Raw genomic sequence first — 18591 nt, 5'->3', positions numbered from 1 at the left:
TATCCCATGGCGCTGCGCACGGGCGCCCCGTGCCTGCGGCCCGCATCAGGCCGTGAGCAGCTCGTGCAGCGCGTCGACGGCGGGGTAGCCGCTGCAGGGCGCGTCCAGCGGCAGCACCGCCGCGCCGCAGGCGGCGCGCAGCTCCTGTGTCGCCCAGGCGCGGCTCGCCGGACACGGGCACATCAGGTGCATCCACGGGCGCGCGGGCAGGCGGGAGACCAGGCGCGCGACGTCCGCGAGCAAGGAGGAGTGCTGCGCGGATTGCGGATTCACCAGCAGCACGAAGCGGTCGATCCGGCCCAGCCCCAGCAGCTGGATGCCGGTGCCGAGGGCGCGCGGCGACAGCGCCTGCACCCGCGTGCGCAGCGCCGCGCCGGCCTCGATGTCCACGTACGCGGCACCGACGTCGCGGCGCTGCAGGTCGCTGCCCGCGTAGCGCTGGTAGGCGACGCGCGCGCCGAACTCGCTGGCCAGGCCGCGCAGCAGTTCCACCGCCTCGTTGTCCTCGGAGACCAGGGCGACCACTTCGCGCGCACCGACCAGGCCGGGCCGCCAGGCGCCGGGAAGCTGGCAAGGCGCGCAGAGCGACTGCCACACCTGCATCGGCTCGGCGTCCCAGCCGTCCTCGTGCTGCCGCTGCAGGTATTGCAGGCGCCGCAGCATGTCGCCGTGGGGATCCGACATCTGCAGCGAGGCGAGCTGCACCGGTTCCGTCAGGAAGCCCGGGCCGTGGCTGCCGTGCAGCAGGCGCGGCGATGCAAGCCCGAATTCGGCCTGCATCGCGTCGCGCTGGGTCGTGATGGCGGCCGCCGGCCCTTCATGCCACTGCACCAGCCAGCCCTGCGAGGACAGCAGTGCGGTACGCACGCCATTGGCGATGGCCTGCTGCAGCAGCCTGGGGCGCAGGCGCAGCATGGCCTCGACGGCCGAACCGGGCTGCCTCCACTCGCTGGCGCCCAGCATGCGAACGACGGGGGATGGGAACATCAGGCAGGCGGGGGCCGGAGGCGGATACTTCAAGTCTCAAGAAACGGCGGAGCATAGCAAAGCCGCATCGGCACGGGTGCGATGGCGCGCTCGCATTCCGTGCATTCCGCTCGATGGCGGCGTCCGATCGGCAGGTGCGGGATTCCTTCACGGAATCGTTGCTGCGAACGCGCCCTCGTGGGTCGCAAGGCGGCCGCCCAAAGGCAAGTCCGCGGCCGGTGGTCAGGAAACAGCGGGCCAGAGAAAAAGGGTGCATCGCTTTCGCAATGCACCCTTCGTGAGCTGGTGGCGCTTCAGGGAGAGGAGGCCCCCCAATGCCAGAAGCGGTGCCGCTCAGTCGGAAACTCCGAGGCACTGCGTTCGCAGCGGGCAAGAGTTGATCGGACCATTGATTGTGCCAGACGGTGCACCACAGGGCCCGGATGCAGCCTACTTCGCTGGCCCTTCGGACGCCGATGGGCTTGCGTGTCTCCGCACGCTGATCGTGAAGACGCACCCCTTGCCGGGCAAATCTCGCACCGTCAAGGTGCCTCCAACTGCCTCCACATTCTGTCGGGCGATGGAGAGTCCGAGCCCGAGTCCACTTTTGTCCCCATGGCGACGAATGAAGGGCCTGAACATCACCTCGGCTACTCCGGGTGGCAGGCCGCCGCAGCCGTCCTCGACCTCGATCGACACAATCCCATCAGGGGTCGCGTGCGCGTTCAGCGAAACCTCAGTTCCTGGGCGCGTGAACTTGAAGGCGTTCTGCACGAGGTTGATCACCGCTCCGAGAAGAAGCTGACGGTCAGCTTTGATTTCGATATCGGGGTCGATGGTGTTCCGCACGACGAAGGAGCATCCCCGCGCATTCGCGTCGAGCAGGGTGGCGCTTCCTGCATCCGCCAAGAATGGGGCGAGCGGGAAGACTTCCTTATCGTTTGAAAGTGCCGCGCCAAGGCGCACCTCATCCAGCGCATGCTTGACGAGGGAAGTCAGCGCCACCAGGCTGCGTCGCAACACCCCTCCGGTTGCACCCGCGATCGACAACTTGCCGGTTTCGAGGGCCGTCAATGCCAGAGTGGCGGTATGCAGGGAGTTGCGCAATTCGTGGAGGAGAACGCCCTGCCGCTCGTTGGCTTCGTCCGCGTAACGGCGTGCCGTCGCAAGGTCGCGTTGGGCGCTGAACTCACTTACGGCCTCGGCGATGGCATTGTCCAGGCAACGGTTGAGCGTCCTGAATTCATCCGGCGTGAATGGCGCATCCCGCTCGACCGCCATGTCGCTGATGGCCTGACACAGGTCCCCATAGCCGTGCACGACATCATCTACGGAGTAGCCGAGTTCCAGCAGTTGCCTGCCGTGCGCAGTAGCACTCAGACCCATCTCGGACAGCGCACTCGATGAGCCGCCGCCGGATGCACCGGAAATCCGGAGGCTCTCTCCGGACTCGCCTTCCGACTCCGCCTGGAGTGTCCGTGTCAACTGCTCCAGAAAAAGCGGAATCCCGTTCTTCAATTGCTCCGGTGTGGCAGCACGGGGTGGGCGGAGCGCAACCTTTGCCTTGCACCGCTCTATGAGCTCTACGCGATTGTGGATTAAGAATTCGTGCATGACCTCTCCCTTGGCCCACCGCGTGATGGAATCTGAGTGTGCTCCGTTTCCGGACCCATAGATAGCTCTGGCGGAGCGGTGCCCCCACTGGCGCGGGTGCTACCGTGCGGGCGGAGGTCTGGACCTTGGTTGCAATCTGACTCCGCTCGGACGAGCTGGCAGAGGCTTGCGCTCCACGGGGTGGCCCTTGCGGGCGAGCGGCGCGAGAGACGCAGCAGCTCGCATGACCTGCCACCCGTGTTCGTTCCGTTCGTTGATCGAGCGGACCTCCTGTCGCCAGATTGCGAGCTGCTGGCGGTGAGCTCGCATGGCGCGGGCGTGGCCCGACTCGATTCCGAGAACATCCAGCACCTTGGACCAGACCCGCGCCGCAAGCTTGCCCGGCGGCATCGGCGCCTTGGGCGCGGGCGGGAGCGGTGCTCGCTCGGGCATCTTCTTCGCAGCTTGCACGACGCCATAGAACTGCTTCACCTCCGAGTGCTTCGCTTCGCTGCCCGGTTCGCCTCTGCGGATGCCGAGCGGGGCGAGTGCCTCCGCATACGAAGACTGCAATTCGCGCAGCCTCGCACGATCGAAGAGGGCCTTGCTATTCAACTTCCAGCCCGCACCGGCACGCACGCGAGGGACCACGAGGATGTGGCAATGCGGGGTTGACTCGCGACCGGCGCCGTGTAGCACGATGGAGGCGACCTGATCAGGCCATTGGCGCTTCACCCATGCGAGTGTTGCGATGGTCCATGCCTTCAATCGTTCAGGGTCGGCAACTCCCGCTTGCTCCTCTCGTCCTGGCCGAAAGTAGCTAGGACTCGCGCACAGCACCACCTCTCGACAAAGCACAGTCTCGCGGTTCCGGCGCTCAACGCCTTGAAGGAGGTGGCGAGCTGCCTGATACGGAGTCTTGCCCGCTGCAAGGTGCAGCACCAGCGGCCGACCCGCACTCGGGTCGTGGTGCGGGGAGGGCTCGTTCTGCATGTGATGTTCGGACGCGGCGGAGATCGCGGCCATGGTCTTCGCCTTCCTGGCGTGCACGCGGAGCACGGCGTATGCGGGAGCGATCGGCGAAGCCATGAGATATGCATACCGCACCAAAGCCAAGATGACACGACCGCCCGGCAGGTCGGTCTACTCACTACACCGAGCAGGCTCGGTTGTTCGCCCTGCCAGGGGCAGGGATCAACAGCCCCGATGCATGCCAGCACGAACAACGCGACGCGTTGATCGTGCTCGCGAGCGGCAGCGAGCCGACGGCTTCCGATGCAACGAGCGGCACCGCCGCTCGGGATGTCGCTGCTGCACGCCTGTGGGAGGAGTGACGCAACGGCTGCATAAGCCATTGCGTCACTTCCATAGGCATAAAGAGAAAACAACTTTCAGAGGGAGCACTTGACTTCGTCGGTATCGCGTGAGATTCCTATGAATCTTCACGGATACCAACCAGAGGAGGCGAGCAATGAAGACGAAGCAAACGACGCGAGTGAAGCTGCTTGACAGCGATACCGGAGAGGTGATTGATGATGGGGACATGGTCTATGTCCCACGACGACTGCGGATGAAGGAGGGCTGGTTTATGGCGATGCAAGATGGCTTGGCAATGTTGGCGAAGCAGCCGCTTCGAGGTGAGTCGATGCGAGTCCTGTTGTATCTCATGAGCGAAATGGAATTCGAGAACTACGTTCGCCCGACGCACAGCGAAATCGCGGCAGCTTTGTCAATGCAGCGACCGAATGTTTCGCGAGCTATTCGGGAATTGCGTGAGCGCCATGTGTTGATCGATGGCGAACATGGGTCGCTACGGTTGGAGTCTTCGTATGGATGGCGAGGCAAGGTGAAATCGCTTCGCGATCACCAGCAGGTGCAGCAGCGCGAGTGCGAGAAAGAGGCGAAGGCAGACGCCGAAGCCGCGATGGCGTAACGGATCAAGCGTCCAAACGCGAAGGCCGGCACCCACTGCCGGCCTTCTCACTTTCGGCCTGCCGTGCCGCATCGAGCCACGCAGCGGCGACGCGCAGGGCGCATAGAAGGTCGAGGGCATACGGCAACTTTGCTTGCACCTTGCGAATCAACCGGTCAAGGTTGGCGGCTGCCGTAAGGCTGATGTGGGGTCGCAGATGTCGCGATTCGACCAATGCGGCGAGCACAGCACGCAGTGCGTCGATGTGTTCCTGCAAGTCCTCGGCGGGCATCGACTCCATCTGGACGCGCAGCAGGTCCACCGCGAGCAGATCGGGGCTCGGTTCGGGTGCGGTGCTCACTTGCCAGTCCTCCTGAGCACCAGCCTCGCAGCGAGCGGCAGCGGCTGTCAACGCCGCCGGGCAGCGTCAGAGCGTCAGAGGAATCTTGGTGTCGAACAGGTCGATGGTGGACTGCAACGCCATCAACAGCTTCGTGCCCTGGTAGTTCTTGAAATGCGGGCTGCTCAGGTCCACGGCGGTCTGCTCGTAGTGGCCAACGAGTGCCATCAGCATGCCGGGGTTGACGTTCAACTCGGTCATGCGTGTGATGAAGGTGGAGCGGAAGCTATACAACCGCTTGGTGCTCTCGGTGATCCGCAGTTGCGGCAAGTAGCTCTCATTGAAACGCCGAGAGACGTTCTTGCAATAGCCGTTCTTGCTCGGAGACAGGTCGGGGAACAGCATCCCGCCGGGGTCCATCTTCCGCCGCATCTTCACGTATGCAGGGAATCCGGAGTTGCGAATTGCCTTGTGGAAGGGAATCTTGCGGATGCTGTTCGAGTTCTTGCCGGATGCAACGGCGAAGTAGTCAATGCCGCCCTCGCTGCGGATGTTGTCCAATGGCATGCTCGCGAGTTCCTCGGGGCGAGCACCGGAGTAGAGCAGCAGAAGCGGCAACCAGTGGAAGTGAGCTTTCGTCGCGTAGTCGGGATAGGTCTTCGGGTTGAAGATCAACTTCAATTCGCCAGCGGTGAAGGGCTCATACGACTGCACGCCCTTCACCAGCTGCGACTTCTTGCCGATCCGCGTGCCGGTGAACGGGTTCGCATCGGCGAAGCCGTGCCCGATGGCCCAGTCGAAGAACACGGACATGTGTCCGATCTTCGTGTTGACGCGACCCGCTCCTGCGTTCTTCAAGTGAGCTTCCTTGAACGCGAGCACCATGGCCTTGTCGATTTCGCCGCACTTCGGGTTGTTGAACTGGGTGGCGAACTGCTCGTAGGTCGCTTCCTTGTCCTCGATGCCCTTGGCCTTGTGCAGCTTCGAGGTCCGCAGCTCCTTGACGAATGCCTTCGTCGCCGTGCGAAGCACCGGGCCGAGTGTGCGAGGCGCCTCAGGAATTGTCGCCCGAGCCGCGATGGGCTGAGAGATCGGGCCGATGTTGGCGAGCAGCTCCTTGGCCCTTCGCGCGTCGTCGTCGTTGTTGATGTTCTTCAACTTGACGCCGTTGGGCAGCTCCACATCGAATTGCTTGATGCGGCCCTCGGAGAGGGCTTGCTGTATCTCGGCAACGGTCGGCTCGATCCTGCGGTTCATCGCATCCCATTCGTAGTTGAGGCAAGCTGCTCGCATCGTAGCAAGCTCAACATTCTTCGTCCGCAGGGACCGCTTGATGGTTTTCCCGGCGTCGGTGATGCGGAAGTAGAAGGTTCCGTGGCGGTCGCGGTGCAGGTGCGGGACGGCGTTTCGCATGGTCGGCATTGGCCCACCGCTTGGACCACCGGCCTCAGAAGTGAAAAACCCGCCCCAGCGTGTGCTGGTGCGGGTTTCCGGGCTGATTGGTGGCGCTTCAGGGACTCGAACCCCGGACCTGTGGATTATGATTCCATCGCTCTAACCAACTGAGCTAAAGCGCCGAGCCCCGGATTATAGAGGAATTCGGAATCCCGGCGGAGTGCGCCAGCCGTCGCCCGCTGCTCCTGGCAGGCTCTTCGGTCCACGGGCGCACGGGAGCGGGCTCACCGGTGCTTGAACGCCGCCTTGCGCTTGTTCACGAACGCATCCATGCCTTCCTTCTGGTCCTCGGTGGCGAACAGGGCGTGGAACAGGCGGCGCTCGAACATCACGCCGTCGGACAGGCCGCCTTCGTAGGCCCGGTTGACCGATTCCTTGGCCGCGAGCACAGCGAGCTGCGAGTAGTCGCAGATCTGCAGCGCGGCGCCCAGGGTTTCCTCCATCAGCTTTTCCAGCGGCACGACGCGGCTCACGAGGCCGGCCCGTTCCGCTTCGGCCGCATCCATCATGCGGCCGGTCAGCACCATGTCCATGGCCTTGGCCTTCCCGATCGCCCGCGGCAGGCGCTGCGTGCCGCCGGCGCCGGGGATGATCCCGAGCTTGATCTCGGGCTGGCCGAACTTCGCGTTGTCCGCCGCGATGATGAAGTCGCACATCATGGCCAGCTCGCAGCCGCCGCCCAGGGCGAAGCCGCTGACGGCGGCGATCACCGGCTTGCGCACGCTGCGGATCGTCTCCCAGTTGCGCGTGATGTAGTCGCCCTTGTAGACGTCGGCGAAGCCGTAGCTCGCCATCGCGCCGATGTCGGCGCCGGCGGCGAACGCCTTTTCGCTGCCGGTGATCACCATGCAGCCGATCGCCTCGTCGGCGTCGAAGGCCTTCAGCGCGGCGCCGAGCTCGTCCATCAGCTGGTTGTTCAGCGCGTTGAGCTGCTTGGGCCGGTTCAGCGTGAGCACGCCCACCTTGTCCGCTTCCGTGCGCACCTGGATCAATTCGTATGCCATGGCGACCTCCTCTATGTTGGAGCGACTATAACCAAGGGAAACCGTGCCCCGGACGCGCGCAGCGCGGGTGATAGATTCGGCGCCCGGGAAGGAGACCACGATGAGCGAACCCACCGTCCTGTTCGAGGCGCGCGCCAGCGTCGCCCTCATCACGCTGAATCGCCCGCAGGCGCTCAACAGCTTCACGCGCGCGATGCACGAGGAACTGCGTGCCGCGCTCGATCGCATCGCTGGCGACAAATCCATTCGCGCGGCAGTGATCACCGGCGCGGGCCGCGGCTTCTGCGCCGGGGCCGACCTCGCGGAGTTCGACGTCAGCCCGGGGCCGAACCGCGTCGAGCGCGCGGATCCCGGCCCGATCATCGAGCAACTGTTCAACCCCACGGTGCGCAAGCTGATGGAGCTGCGCGTGCCGACCATCGCGGCGGTGAACGGCGTCGCCGCAGGCGCGGGCGCATCGCTCGCCATGACCTGCGACCTGGCCATCGCAGCCTCTTCCGCCGTCTTCATCCAGGCCTTCAGCAAGATCGGCCTGATTCCGGATGCGGGCGGCTCGTGGTTCCTCGTCAAGAAGCTGGGGCTGGCGCGGGCCATGGGCTGCGCCCTGCTGGGCGACAAGGTCGCCGCGCAGGACGCCAAGGAGTGGGGAATGATCTGGGACGTGGCCCCCGAGGGGCAGGACTGCGTGGAAGCGGCCGTCAGGATCGCCCAACGCCTGGCCACGATGCCCACCACCGCCCTGGTGCAGACGCGCAAGCTGCTGCGTGCCGCGGCGACCAGCGAGCTCGATGCGCAGCTCGATCTGGAGCGTGCCACGCAGTCGGCCCTGGGCCGCACGCACGACTACCTCGAAGGCGTCACGGCCTTCCTCGAGAAGCGGCCCGCGCAGTTCAAGGGGGAGTGAGGAATGGCCTCCCACGCTCGCTTGCGCCCGCTGCCCCCCCGAGGGGGACTCGGCCTCCTCGGGGCGGCCCGGCGGAGCCCGGCATGCTGACGCCCGCCGCCCTGGCCGCCCGAGTGGGCGAGGCCATGTTCGCCGCCGACGCCGCGTGCCGGGATTTCCTGCGGATCGAACTGCTCGCCTGCGAGCCGGGGCGCGCCCGCATGCGCATGACGGTGCGCGAGGAAATGCTCAACGGCCACCGGATCTGCCACGGCGGCCTGATCTTCACGCTGGCGGATTCGACCTTCGCCTACGCCTGCAACAGCCACAACAAGGTGACCGTCGCAGCCGGCTGCAGCATCGAGTTCCTCAAGCCCGCGCACCTGGGCGACGTGCTCACCTGCGAAGGCGTGGAGCAGGTCCTGCAGGGCCGCCACGGCGTCTACGACATGCGCGTGAGCAACCAGCGCGGCGAGGTGATCGCCGTGTTCCGCGGCAAGAGCACCAGCATCCAGGGCACGGTGATCCCGGAGGGCGCATGAACACCTTCCCGCTGGAGCCCATCGAGAAGGCGGGCGTCGACGAACTCCGCTCGCTGCAGTTCAAGCGCCTGAAGGCGTCGCTGTGGCACGCCTACCGCAACGCGCCGGCGTACCGGCGCAAGTTCGATTCCGCCGGCGTGCATCCCGACGATTTCAGGAGCCTCGCGGACCTGCGGCACTTCCCCTTCACGACCAAGGCGGACCTGCGCGAGAACTATCCCTTCGGCATGTTCGCCGTGCCGCGCGAGCAGTGCGTGCGCATCCACGCCTCCAGCGGCACGACGGGCAAGCCGACGGTGGTGGGCTACACGCGGGGCGACATCGAGATGTGGTCGCACGTGATGGCGCGCAGCATCCGCGCCGCCGGTGCGCGGCCGGGCGACCTGGTGCACGTGAGCTACGGCTACGGCCTGTTCACCGGCGGGCTGGGCGCGCACTACGGGGCCGAGAAGCTCGGGCTCACGGTGGTGCCCTTCGGCGGCGGCCAGACCGAGCGCCAGGTGCAGCTCATTCACGACTTCCGGCCCGACATCATCATGGTGACGCCCAGCTACGCGCTGGCGATCGCCGACGAATTCGAGCGCCAGGGGCTGGACTCGCGCGAGTGCAGCCTGCGCCTGGGCATCTTCGGCGCCGAGCCGTGGACCAACGACATGCGGCAGAACATCCAGCGCCGCCTGGCGATCGACGCGGTGGACATCTATGGCCTGTCGGAGGTCATCGGCCCCGGCGTGGCCAACGAGTGCCTGGAGACCAAGGACGGGCCGACGATCTGGGAGGACCACTTCTATCCCGAGATCGTGCACCCGGACACGGGCGAGCCGCTGCCGGATGGCGAATTCGGCGAGCTGGTGTTCACGACGCTCACGAAGGAAGCGCTGCCGGTGATCCGCTACCGCACGCGCGACCTCACGCGGCTGCTGCCCGGCACGGCGCGCACCATGCGGCGCATGGAGAAGATCACCGGCCGCAGCGACGACATGATGATCGTGCGGGGCGTGAACGTCTTCCCGACGCAGATCGAGGAACTGATCCTGAAGCAGCCGGTGCTGGCGCCGCACTACCAGTGCATCCTGACGCGCGAGGGCCCGCTGGACCACCTGACGGTGGCCGTCGAAGCGGGCGCCGGCCTGCCGCCCGAACACGAAGACGTGCGCTCGGCGGCGGAGCGCCTGGCGCACGAGATCAAGGTCTACATCGGAACCTCGGCCCACATCGACGTGCGCCCCGCGGGCGGCATCGAGCGCAGCATGGGCAAGGCCAAGCGCGTGGTCGATCAGCGGCGGCTGTAGAAGGCGGACAACCGGAACGCAGAAGCCGCAAAAGTACGCAAAAGCCGCAAAAGGAAACTTCCTCGATGGATGTCCTTTTGCGGTTTTTGCGTACTTTTGCGGCCTTTGCGTTCTGGATGTTCTGGATGTCTGCGGCCCGGATTCACCGCTGCTCGATCCGGTCCACCACCAGGTCCAGCCAGGCCTCGGTGCCCATGATCACCTTGATCTTCACCGGCAGGTACTGCAGGCTGGGCGCGAACCACATTTCGGCGGTGATGTTGCCGCGCGGGTTGACCAGGGCGCGCGGTTTCAGATGGAAGGTTTCGACGTCGCCCATGAGCGGCAGCGACAGCACCTCGCGCTCGGTGACGTCGTAGGTCCACTCGTCGACGCCGCCCGGACGCGCCAGCCACATCTTCACGGTCCGGCCGACGGCGAGCACGTCGCGACCGGTCGCGAAACGCTGCGCCAGTTCCACGAACTGGCTCGCCGTGTCCTGCACGCCGGCGGGCCGCGGCACCGTCGTTCCGTTGCCCAGCACCACCACCTGGTCGCCGAGCTGCGTCACGCGCCGCTTGCCGCCGGTGCGCATCTCCTCGTAGGCCCGCGGGATCAGGCCCGCGGGCGTGACTTCGCCCTGGCTGGTGAGCGTCTGCGTGATCGGCACGACGACGCGGATGGTCACGTCCAGCCGCACCTGGTAGCGGCTGCCGTCCCGTTGCCATTGCACGTGCGCGGTGCCGGAGACCGGGTTGCGGTACTCGCCGGTGACGTCGTAGGTCAGGCGCGTGTCGGTGGGCCACTGGTCCAGCGCTGCGGCTTCGCCGGCCGGTGCGCTCGCCGCCGCCACGGTTGCGGAGGCGGCCGGCTGCGGTGCCGAAGCCGCCGCCTCGGGTGCGGACGCCGGCGGCTCGGGCGCCTGCGCCACGACGTCCTCCGGCGGCGCGGGGGCAGGCTCCGCTGGCTGCGCCACCGGCTCCACGGGCGGCTCCTGCGGCTTCTTCTCGGGGCGCTCCTTCGCGCTGGACGCCGCCGGCCGTGGCTTGGGCGCGGCCGCTGCGCGCGGCTTGGGGACGGGCGCCGGCAAGGTCACCGCCACCACCGGCGGCGGGGCCGCGGGCCTGAGCATGCGCGTGTACATGGGCGGCGCCATGATCGTCAGCCCGGAGATCGCGTCGGCCTGCCGCGCCAGCCATTCCAGCGAGGCGAAGTGCGCCAGCCCGACCAGCAACGCCAGCAGGGCGAGGGTCAGTTTTGCGGGCCGAACCACGCCTGCGCCTGTGCCGGATCGCGCAGCACCAGCCGCCAGGTGGTGATGCCGGACGGGATCGCCAGCTCCAGCCGCAGCAGTCGCCGGTCGCGGGCGACGATGGCCGTGACCTTGCGGTGGCTGCCGGCGTAGAGCAGCAGGTCGTCCAGCTTGGCCAGCCGCCATGCCGTGCCGGCGACTTCGACCGCGAGCCATTCGTCGTTGGCGGCGAAGCCGGCCTGTTCCGCGGCGCCGCCGCGCAGGACGTTCTTCAGCACCACCGAACCCTGCGACTCGCCCACCCGGATCCCGAGGCGCTGCTGCATCTGCGCGGGCTCTTCCATCACCGTGATGCCGTGCTGCTCCAGCAGCTCGCGCAGCGGCAGCTCGCGCGTGCCGTGCACCCACGCGCCCAGTTCGCGCGTGAAGGCGCGGCCACCGAGTTCCTTCAGCACGGCGGCGAAATCCGCCTCCGCCATGGGGCCTGCCTTGCAGCGCAGCCACAGCGCGCGCATCACCTCGTCGAGGTTCGTGTGGCCTTCCAGGCGCAGCGTGAGGTCGAAGCACAGCGCCACCAGCGAGCCCTTGGTGTAGTAGCTGACCGTGGCGTTGGCCGTGTTCTCGTCCTGGCGGTAGTACTTGACCCAGGCGTCGAAGCTCGCCTGCGCCACCGACTGCACTTCGCGCCCGGGCGTCTGCTGCACCTGGTTCACGGTCTTGGTCAGCAGCTTCAGGTAGGTCGCGTCGTCGATCAGCCCCGCGCGACGCAGCAACAGGTCGTCGTAGTAGCTGGTGAAGCCCTCGAAGAACCACAGCAGCTGCGTGTAGTTCTCGCCCGCGTAGTCGTAGTGGGCGAACTCCGCCGGCCGCAGCCGCTTGACGTTCCAGGTGTGGAAGTACTCGTGGCTGATCAGGCCCAGCAGCGTCGTGTAGCCCTCGCCGGTGCGCGCCTCGCCCACGCGCGGCAGGTCGCGCCGCGAGCAGATCAGGGCGGTGGAATTGCGGTGCTCGAGGCCGCCGTAGCCGTCGTCCACCGCGTTGAGCATGAAGACGTAGTGCTTGAAGGGCGGCTTGCGGCGCTCGTGCCAGAAGCGGATCTCCGCCTCGCAGATCTTCTGCGTGTCGGCCACCAGTCGGTCCGCGTCCAGGGATTCGGTGGCGCCGGCGATCACGATGCGGTGCGGCACCCCGCACGCCCGGAACTCCGCGCTGAAGAAGGGCCCCAGCTCCACCGGGCAGTCCACCAGTTCGTCGTAGTTCTCCGCGCAATACGTGCCGAAGCCGCGCTTGCCGGTCTTCAGCGGCTCCAGGCCGGTGGCCGCTTCCCAGTGGGGGTAGGCCCGCGGCGCGACCAGTTCCAGGTCGTGCCGCTCCTGGGCCTGGCCGTGCACCCGCAGGCACAGGCTGGTGCCGTTGAAGAAGCCGCGCTGGGTATCGAGCCAGGCCGCCCGCACGGAGTTGTCGAAGGCGTAGACCTCGTAGGTGAGGACCAGCGGGCTCGAAGGCATGCAGTCGACCTGCCAGCTGGCCTTGTCGACCTGCTGCACGGGGACGGGCTTGCCGTCCTGCCGCGCCGCGAGTCTCTGCAGGTGGCGCGCGAACTCGCGCACCAGGTAGCTGCCCGGGATCCACGCCGGCAGCGAAACGCGCTGCCCCGCCTGGGGCTGCGCGATCGTGAGGGTGACGTGGAACAGGTGGGCGGCGGGATCGACCGCCTCGACCCGGTAATGCGGGCCGTCCGCGCGCGCAGCGATCACTTGGCCGCCAGCATCCTCTCGATGTCCGCGGTGCCGATGGCGCCGGGCACGCGCGAGCCGTCGGTGAAGATCAGGGTGGGGGTGCCGGTGATCTTGTGCTTCTTGCCGAATTCGAGGTTGCGGCTCAGGGCCGTGACGTCACAGCTCGCCTCGGCGTCGCCCGGCGTGTCGTTCTTCAGCATCCAGTCGGACCACGACTTGGCCTTGTCCTTGGCGCACCAGATGTTGCGCGACTTCTTGGTCGAATCCGGACCGAGGATCGGGTACAGGTACATGTAGACCGTGACGTTGTCGATCTTCGACAGGTCGCGCTCGAACTTCTTGCAGTAGGGGCAGTTCGGATCCTCGAACACGGCCAGCTTGCGCTTGCCGTTGCCGCGCACCATGACGAAGGCGTCCTTGGTCGGCAGCGAGTCGAAGTCCACCGCCAGCAGCTTGTCCATGCGCTCCTCGGTGAGGTTCTTGCGCGCCCTGGTGTCGATCATCTGCCCCTGCAGCAGGTAGGCGCCGTCGGCGTCGGTGTAGAACAGGTCGGTGCCCACGCGCACCTCGAACAGGCCGGGCATGGGCGTGCGGCTGATCTCGTCGATGCGACCGATGCTGGGCAGCCGCTCGGTGAGATTCTTGCGCAGCAGCTGGTCCTGCTCCTTGGTGACCTGGGTGGCGGCGTTGGCCACGGTCGGTGCCTTGTCGCCGGGGGCGGCGACGGCGAGGAGCGCGACGGCAGCCAGGACGGCGGCAAGCGTGCCGCGGATCGCATTCGATTTCATGTTCTTCCCGTTCTCAACTGATTCGTGGCATGCCCCATGGCCTGCCGCACCACCCAGCGCTTGACCGGGCCGCTGTGGTCGAAACCCCGCATGCCCCAGTTGCGCAGCAGGGCCCAGGGTTCGGCGGGCTGCGCAAACAACTGCTGCAGTCCGTCCGTGGTCCAGGCCATCGCCAGCACGTCCATCTTGCGCGATCGCTCGTAGCGGCGCAGCAGCTTCACGTCGCCGGGGCTGCGCCAGTATTCCCGCTCGTGCAGCACCTGTGCGAGCTTTTCCGCGTCCGCCAGGCCGAGGTTCAAGCCCTGGCCGGCCAGCGGATGCACGTTGTGCGCCGCGTCGCCGGCCAGCACCCAGCCGGGGCCGCACCAGCGGTCGGCCTGGGCTCGCTGCAGCGGCCAGGCCATGCGTTCGGTGGCCAGCGTCATGCGACCCAGCTCGCTGCCCGAACACGCCGCCAGGCGGGCGCAGAAATCCTCCGCCGACAGGGCCAGAAGCTCGTCCGCGCGCGACTCCTGTACGGACCAGACCAGGGCCACGGAGTTCCCCTGCGCCCCGCCGAGCGGCAGCAGCGCCAGGACGTTGCCCTCCTCGAACCACTGGTGCGCCACGCCACCATGCGGTTTTTCACACTCCAGCCGCGCCGCGATGGCGCGCTGCGGATAGGAGGTGACGTCGAAGTTGACGCCGAATTCGTCGCGGGTGGCGCTGGTGCGGCCTTCGCACACGACGGTGAGAGCCGCCGGACGCGGCTGCGGCAGCACTTCCACCTGGGGCTGGAAGCGCACCGCCTCGCCCAGGCGCGCCAGCAGCGGCTCGACGTCGACGATCCAGGCCAGGGCCTCCACGTCCTCGTCGCCGGCGGCGAAGCGCACCCGCCCGCCGTCGTCGCCGCGCACGTCCATCGCCTGGACGGCGGTGGCGTGCTGTTCGTCCGGCCAGGCGCGCAGCCGCAGCAGCAGGTCGCGCGAGCGGGCGTTCAGGGCATAGGCGCGCACGTCGGAATGCGGCGGCGCGGCCGGCGGCGTGTCGACCAGGCCGACGCGCAGGCGGTCGCGCGCGAGCAGCAGGGCCAGCGTGCGGCCCACCATGCCCGCGCCGCGGATACAGACATCGAGAGGAGCGGCCATGAGGGGGATTGTAGGAGGCGGGCACAATCGCGGGCTGCAACCCATCCCTTCCCCTTCCCGCCCCATGAGCACCGCCCCCGACCTGACCGCCGCCATCGCCCGCCTGTTCGTGTACCCGGTGAAGTCCTGCGCCGGCATCGAAGTGCGCGAGGCCCTGCTGACCGAGACCGGCTTCGACCTCGACCGCGCCTGGATGGTGGTGGACGAGCACGGCACCTTCGTCAGCCAGCGCGAGCTGCCGCGCATGGCGCTGGTCCGGCCGCAGATCCGCCTGAGCGACGTGGTGCTGCGCGCCCCCGGCATGCTGGCGCTGCACCTGCAGATCGACACCGTGGAAGAGCCGGTGAAGGTGCGCGTGTGGGACGACGAGGTGCAGGCCTACGACATGGGCGCGGTGGCGGCGCAATGGTTCTCCGATTTCCTCGGCCGCAAGCTGCGGCTGGTGCGTTTCGATCCGGAGCAGCGCCGGCTGGCCAGCCGGGAATGGACCGGCGACGCGGAGGCGCCCAACCAGTTCCAGGACGGCTACCCGCTGCTGGTGACCAGCACCGCCTCGCTGGACCTGCTCAATGCGAAGCTCGCCGCGGCCGGGCACGGCGACGTCGGAATCGAGCGCTTCCGTCCCAACATCGTGCTGTCCGGGCTGGAGGCGCACGACGAGGACCGGCTGGAGGCGATCCGCATCGCGGCCGACGACGGTGAGGTGCAGCTGCGGCCCGTCAAGCCGTGCTCGCGCTGCACGATCCCGGACGTCGACCCGGCCACGGCGCAGACGGGCCACGCGGTGGGCGACACCCTGCAGGGCTACCGCCGCGATCCGGTGCTGGATGGGGCCGTGACCTTCGCGATGAACGCGATCATCGTGACCGGCGTCGACCGCACGCTGCGCGTCGGGCAGCCGGTCGCGGCCACGATCCGGTTCTAGGAGCCTGGGCCGCCCGGCGGCCCATCGCATACACTTTCCGCCTTCGTTTGCGGGAACTGACATGAGTTTGAAGTGCGGGATCGTGGGGCTGCCCAACGTGGGCAAGTCCACCTTGTTCAATGCCCTGACCAAGGCCGGGATCGCCGCCGAGAACTATCCCTTCTGCACGATCGAACCCAACGTGGGCGTGGTGGAACTGCCGGACCCGCGCCTCGATGCCCTGGCCGATATCGTGAAGCCCGAGCGCATCGTGCCGGCGATCGTCGAGTTCGTCGACATCGCCGGACTGGTGGCCGGGGCCAGCAAGGGCGAAGGCCTGGGCAACCAGTTCCTGGCCCACATCCGCGAAACCGATGCCGTGGTGAACGTGGTGCGCTGCTTCGAGGATCCGAACGTCGTGCACGTGGCGGGTCGCGTGGATCCGGTCTCCGACATCGAGGTGATCCAGACCGAGTTGTGCCTGGCCGACCTGGGCACGGTGGACAAGACGCTGGCCCGCTACAGCAAGGCCGCCAAGTCGGGCAACGACAAGGAAGCGGCGAAGATGGTGCAGGTGCTGCCCAAGGTGCAGCAGGCGCTCAACGAAGGCCGGCCCGTGCGCACGCTGCCGCTCACCGAAGACGAGAAGGCGCTGCTCAGGCCGCTGTTCCTGATCACGGCCAAGCCGGCGATGTTCGTGGGCAACGTCGACGAGAACGGCTATCACGACAACCCGCACCTGGATCGCCTGCGCGAGTACGCAGCGACGCAGAACGCGCCCGTGGTGGTGATCTGCGCCAAGATCGAATCCGAGATCGCCGAGATGGCGGAAGAGGACAAGAAGATGTTCCTGGCCGAGATCGGCCAGGACGAGCCGGGCCTGAATCGCCTGATCCGCGCGGCCTTCAAGCTGCTGGGGCTGCAGACCTACTTCACCGCCGGCGTGAAGGAAGTGCGCGCCTGGACGGTCCCGGTCGGCGCCACCGGGCCGCAGGCCGCCGGCGTGATCCACACCGACTTCGAGCGCGGCTTCATCCGCGCCCAGACCATCGCCTACGAGGACTTCATCGCCTTCAAGGGCGAGCAGGGCGCCAAGGACGCGGGCAAGATGCGCAGCGAAGGCAAGGACTACGTCGTCAAGGATGGCGACGTGATGAACTTCCTGTTCAACGTCTGAGCACGGAGCGCGGGCCGCGTCGTGCGGCCGGGGATGCGGGCACGCGGTAGGCTGGCGGTGACGCGCGAGAGCGCCGGAACCCCAGCGATCCCGGCGCCCGCAGATAGCGCTGGGGTTTCCGGCGCGCGTTGCGCGCGGTCACCACCAGCCTACGTTCTCAGACCAGCCCGCGCAGGGTGGAGAAAATCAACCCCGCCACGCACGACGTGAACACCCCGATCAGCCCCGGCAGGATGAAGCTGTGGTTGATCACGTACTTGCCGATGCGCGTGGTACCCGAGCGGTCGAACTGGATCGTCGCCAGGTCGCTCGGGTACGTCGGCAGGATGTAGTAGCCGTAGGCGGCGGCGGCGAAGGCGACCACGTAGCCGGGCGGCACGCCGATGGCCAGCGCCACCGGCACCAGCGCGCTGATCGCGGCCGCCTGCGAGTTGACGAACTTCGAGACGAGCAGCAGCGCCAGGCCGTAGGCCCAGGGATGCGTCTTCACGGTGTCGGCGAGCGAGGCCTTGAGCTGCGGCAGGTTGCACTCGAACACGGTGTCGGCCATCCACGCGATGCCGAAGACGGCGATCACGGCGATCATGCCGGCGCGGAACACCTCGCTCTTGCCGATCGCGACCGGATCGGTCTTCGTCAGCACCACCATCAGCGCGCCGGCGGTGAGCATGAACATCTGGATGGTGAGGATCATGGAGACCGGCTTGCCGCCGGACAGCGGCCGCAGCGTGTCGAAGGCACCGAGCAGGGCGACCACCACGATGCTGCCCAGGAAGATCCACATGGCCGCCCACTGGCTGGTGGCGAGCTTCCTGCCAAGCAGGGTGGTGGAGTTGCCGTAGATGCGCGCGCGGTTCTCCGGGTCGGCGATGCGGGCCTGGAATTCGGGATCCTGGCTGAGGTCCTTGCCGCGGAACCAGCTGAAGATGCCGATCGCGAGCACGCCGAGCAGCGTGGCGGGAATCGAGATCGACAGCAGCGTCACGAAGCTGATCACCTCGCCGTTCACCGGCGCCTTGGCGAGGAAGGCGGCCAGCGAGACGATCGCCACCGAGACCGGGCTGGCCATGATGCCCATCTGGCTCGCGATGGAGGCGGCGGCCATCGGGCGCTCGGGCCGGATGTCGTTCTTGATCGCGACGTCGTAGATGATCGGCAGCATCGTGTAGACGACGTGGCCGGTGCCGCACAGCATCGTGAGGATGCAGGTGGTGAAGGGCGCCAGGATCGAGACGTACCTGGGGTTGCGCCGCAGCAGCTTCTCGGCCGCCTGCAGCATGACGTCGAGGCCGCCGGAGGCCTGCAGCGTGGCCGACGCGGCGACCACCGCCACGATCGTGAGCATCACGTCCACCGGCGGCTTGCCCGGTGGCAGCTTGAAGAAGAAGGCCAGGATGACGAGGCCCAGGCCGCCCAGCAGCCCGAGTGCGATGCCGCCCTTGCGTGCGCCGTAGAAGAGGCAGGCAAGGACGATGGCGAGTTCCAGCGCGAAGAGCATGACGATGTCCACCCCCGGAGGCCGGGGCACGGTTCCGTGTGTTGTTGAAGGACATCGGCGCCGGCTTCCGGTCTGCAGCCCTTCAGGGGACGTCGACGTGCTGCCCTGGCCGTTTCAGCTTGCGGGCAGCGATTTCATTG

Annotated in this window: 17 protein-coding genes and 1 tRNA gene; 6 read left to right on the top strand and 12 right to left on the bottom strand. The window is 67.3% G+C overall.

Going from position 1 to position 18591, the window contains the following annotated elements; translation table 11 throughout:
• Nucleotides 1-45: 45 nt before the first annotated feature.
• From JI746_RS19630 to JI746_RS19620, 3 genes are all read right to left on the bottom strand, one after another.
• Nucleotides 46-987 (bottom strand): hypothetical protein, encoded by a 942-nt coding sequence (locus JI746_RS19630; RefSeq protein ID WP_201691965.1) that lies wholly within the window; start codon nucleotides 985-987, stop codon nucleotides 46-48.
• A 429-nt stretch (nucleotides 988-1416) separates the two neighbouring features.
• On the bottom strand, nucleotides 1417-2484 hold the full coding sequence (locus JI746_RS19625) for a sensor histidine kinase (RefSeq protein WP_330893041.1): 1068 nt from the start codon (nucleotides 2482-2484) through the stop codon (nucleotides 1417-1419).
• 195 nt (nucleotides 2485-2679) lie between these two features.
• Nucleotides 2680-3648 carry a plasmid recombination protein gene (locus tag JI746_RS19620; protein ID WP_201691963.1) on the bottom strand — a complete coding sequence of 323 codons (969 nt, stop codon included), beginning with the start codon at nucleotides 3646-3648 and terminating at the stop codon, nucleotides 2680-2682.
• A gap of 382 nt (nucleotides 3649-4030) precedes the next feature.
• Here JI746_RS19620 and JI746_RS19615 point away from each other — a divergent pair, with 382 nt between their 5' ends.
• Complete coding sequence (locus JI746_RS19615) at nucleotides 4031-4492, top strand: helix-turn-helix domain-containing protein (RefSeq protein WP_201691962.1); 462 nt, start codon at nucleotides 4031-4033, stop codon at nucleotides 4490-4492.
• Nucleotides 4493-4496: 4 nt separating this feature from the next.
• Here the strand turns inward: JI746_RS19615 and JI746_RS19610 are convergent, their stop codons facing one another.
• The 4 genes from JI746_RS19610 to JI746_RS19595 form a co-directional block, all read right to left on the bottom strand.
• Nucleotides 4497-4832, bottom strand: a complete 336-nt coding sequence (locus JI746_RS19610; RefSeq protein WP_201691961.1) for a hypothetical protein — start codon at nucleotides 4830-4832, stop codon at nucleotides 4497-4499.
• 66 nt (nucleotides 4833-4898) lie between these two features.
• The gene (locus tag JI746_RS19605) at nucleotides 4899-6224 is read right to left on the bottom strand and encodes a site-specific integrase (protein ID WP_201691960.1); all 1326 of its coding nucleotides are present in this window, start codon (nucleotides 6222-6224) and stop codon (nucleotides 4899-4901) included.
• 87 nt (nucleotides 6225-6311) lie between these two features.
• Nucleotides 6312-6388: transfer RNA gene (locus JI746_RS19600), tRNA-Met, on the bottom strand.
• A 102-nt stretch (nucleotides 6389-6490) separates the two neighbouring features.
• Nucleotides 6491-7270 carry an enoyl-CoA hydratase gene (locus JI746_RS19595; protein WP_201691959.1) on the bottom strand — a complete coding sequence of 260 codons (780 nt, stop codon included), beginning with the start codon at nucleotides 7268-7270 and terminating at the stop codon, nucleotides 6491-6493.
• A gap of 100 nt (nucleotides 7271-7370) precedes the next feature.
• Between JI746_RS19595 and JI746_RS19590 the strand changes: the two genes are divergently transcribed.
• From JI746_RS19590 to paaK, 3 genes are all read left to right on the top strand, one after another.
• Nucleotides 7371-8174 (top strand): enoyl-CoA hydratase-related protein, encoded by an 804-nt coding sequence (locus JI746_RS19590; RefSeq protein ID WP_201691958.1) that lies wholly within the window; start codon nucleotides 7371-7373, stop codon nucleotides 8172-8174.
• A gap of 83 nt (nucleotides 8175-8257) precedes the next feature.
• Nucleotides 8258-8695, top strand: a complete 438-nt coding sequence (gene paaI, locus JI746_RS19585; protein ID WP_201691957.1) for a hydroxyphenylacetyl-CoA thioesterase PaaI — start codon at nucleotides 8258-8260, stop codon at nucleotides 8693-8695.
• The gene (paaK, locus tag JI746_RS19580; protein WP_201691956.1) at nucleotides 8692-9987 is read left to right on the top strand and encodes a phenylacetate--CoA ligase PaaK; all 1296 of its coding nucleotides are present in this window, start codon (nucleotides 8692-8694) and stop codon (nucleotides 9985-9987) included. Before paaI ends, paaK begins: the two co-directional genes overlap by 4 nt.
• Before the next feature lie 142 nt (nucleotides 9988-10129).
• On the opposite strand, the gene JI746_RS19575 is transcribed toward paaK, so the two are convergent.
• Genes JI746_RS19575 through JI746_RS19560 form a run of 4 tightly spaced genes read right to left on the bottom strand, consistent with a single transcriptional unit; the run spans nucleotide 10130 to nucleotide 14872 of the window.
• Complete coding sequence (locus JI746_RS19575; RefSeq protein WP_201691955.1) at nucleotides 10130-11239, bottom strand: DUF3108 domain-containing protein; 1110 nt, start codon at nucleotides 11237-11239, stop codon at nucleotides 10130-10132.
• Complete coding sequence (locus JI746_RS19570; protein WP_201691954.1) at nucleotides 11218-12975, bottom strand: M61 family metallopeptidase; 1758 nt, start codon at nucleotides 12973-12975, stop codon at nucleotides 11218-11220. Before JI746_RS19570 ends, JI746_RS19575 begins: the two co-directional genes overlap by 22 nt.
• Entirely contained in the window at nucleotides 12972-13745 is a 774-nt protein-coding gene (locus JI746_RS19565) for a DsbC family protein (protein WP_201691953.1), read from the bottom strand. The genes JI746_RS19570 and JI746_RS19565 overlap by 4 nt, the downstream gene beginning before the upstream one ends.
• Nucleotides 13742-14872, bottom strand: a complete 1131-nt coding sequence (locus JI746_RS19560) for an FAD-dependent monooxygenase (RefSeq protein ID WP_201691952.1) — start codon at nucleotides 14870-14872, stop codon at nucleotides 13742-13744. Before JI746_RS19560 ends, JI746_RS19565 begins: the two co-directional genes overlap by 4 nt.
• A 64-nt stretch (nucleotides 14873-14936) precedes the next feature.
• Between JI746_RS19560 and JI746_RS19555 the strand changes: the two genes are divergently transcribed.
• Both JI746_RS19555 and ychF read left to right on the top strand, forming a co-directional pair.
• Nucleotides 14937-15797: an MOSC domain-containing protein gene (locus tag JI746_RS19555; protein ID WP_201691951.1), complete on the top strand. Its 861-nt coding sequence runs from the start codon at nucleotides 14937-14939 to the stop codon at nucleotides 15795-15797.
• A gap of 61 nt (nucleotides 15798-15858) precedes the next feature.
• Nucleotides 15859-16953, top strand: a complete 1095-nt coding sequence (gene ychF / locus JI746_RS19550; RefSeq protein WP_201691950.1) for a redox-regulated ATPase YchF — start codon at nucleotides 15859-15861, stop codon at nucleotides 16951-16953.
• A 157-nt stretch (nucleotides 16954-17110) separates the two neighbouring features.
• On the opposite strand, the gene JI746_RS19545 is transcribed toward ychF, so the two are convergent.
• Nucleotides 17111-18481: an anaerobic C4-dicarboxylate transporter gene (locus tag JI746_RS19545; protein ID WP_330893040.1), complete on the bottom strand. Its 1371-nt coding sequence runs from the start codon at nucleotides 18479-18481 to the stop codon at nucleotides 17111-17113.
• Between the last annotated feature and the right edge of the window lie 110 nt (nucleotides 18482-18591).

Origin of the sequence: Ramlibacter alkalitolerans, assembly GCF_016722765.1 — a bacterium.
In the GTDB taxonomy this organism is placed as follows: domain Bacteria; phylum Pseudomonadota; class Gammaproteobacteria; order Burkholderiales; family Burkholderiaceae_C; genus Ramlibacter; species Ramlibacter alkalitolerans.
The sequence above is the reverse complement of the archived record's forward strand: the minus strand, read 5'-3'. Positions and strand labels throughout refer to the sequence as shown.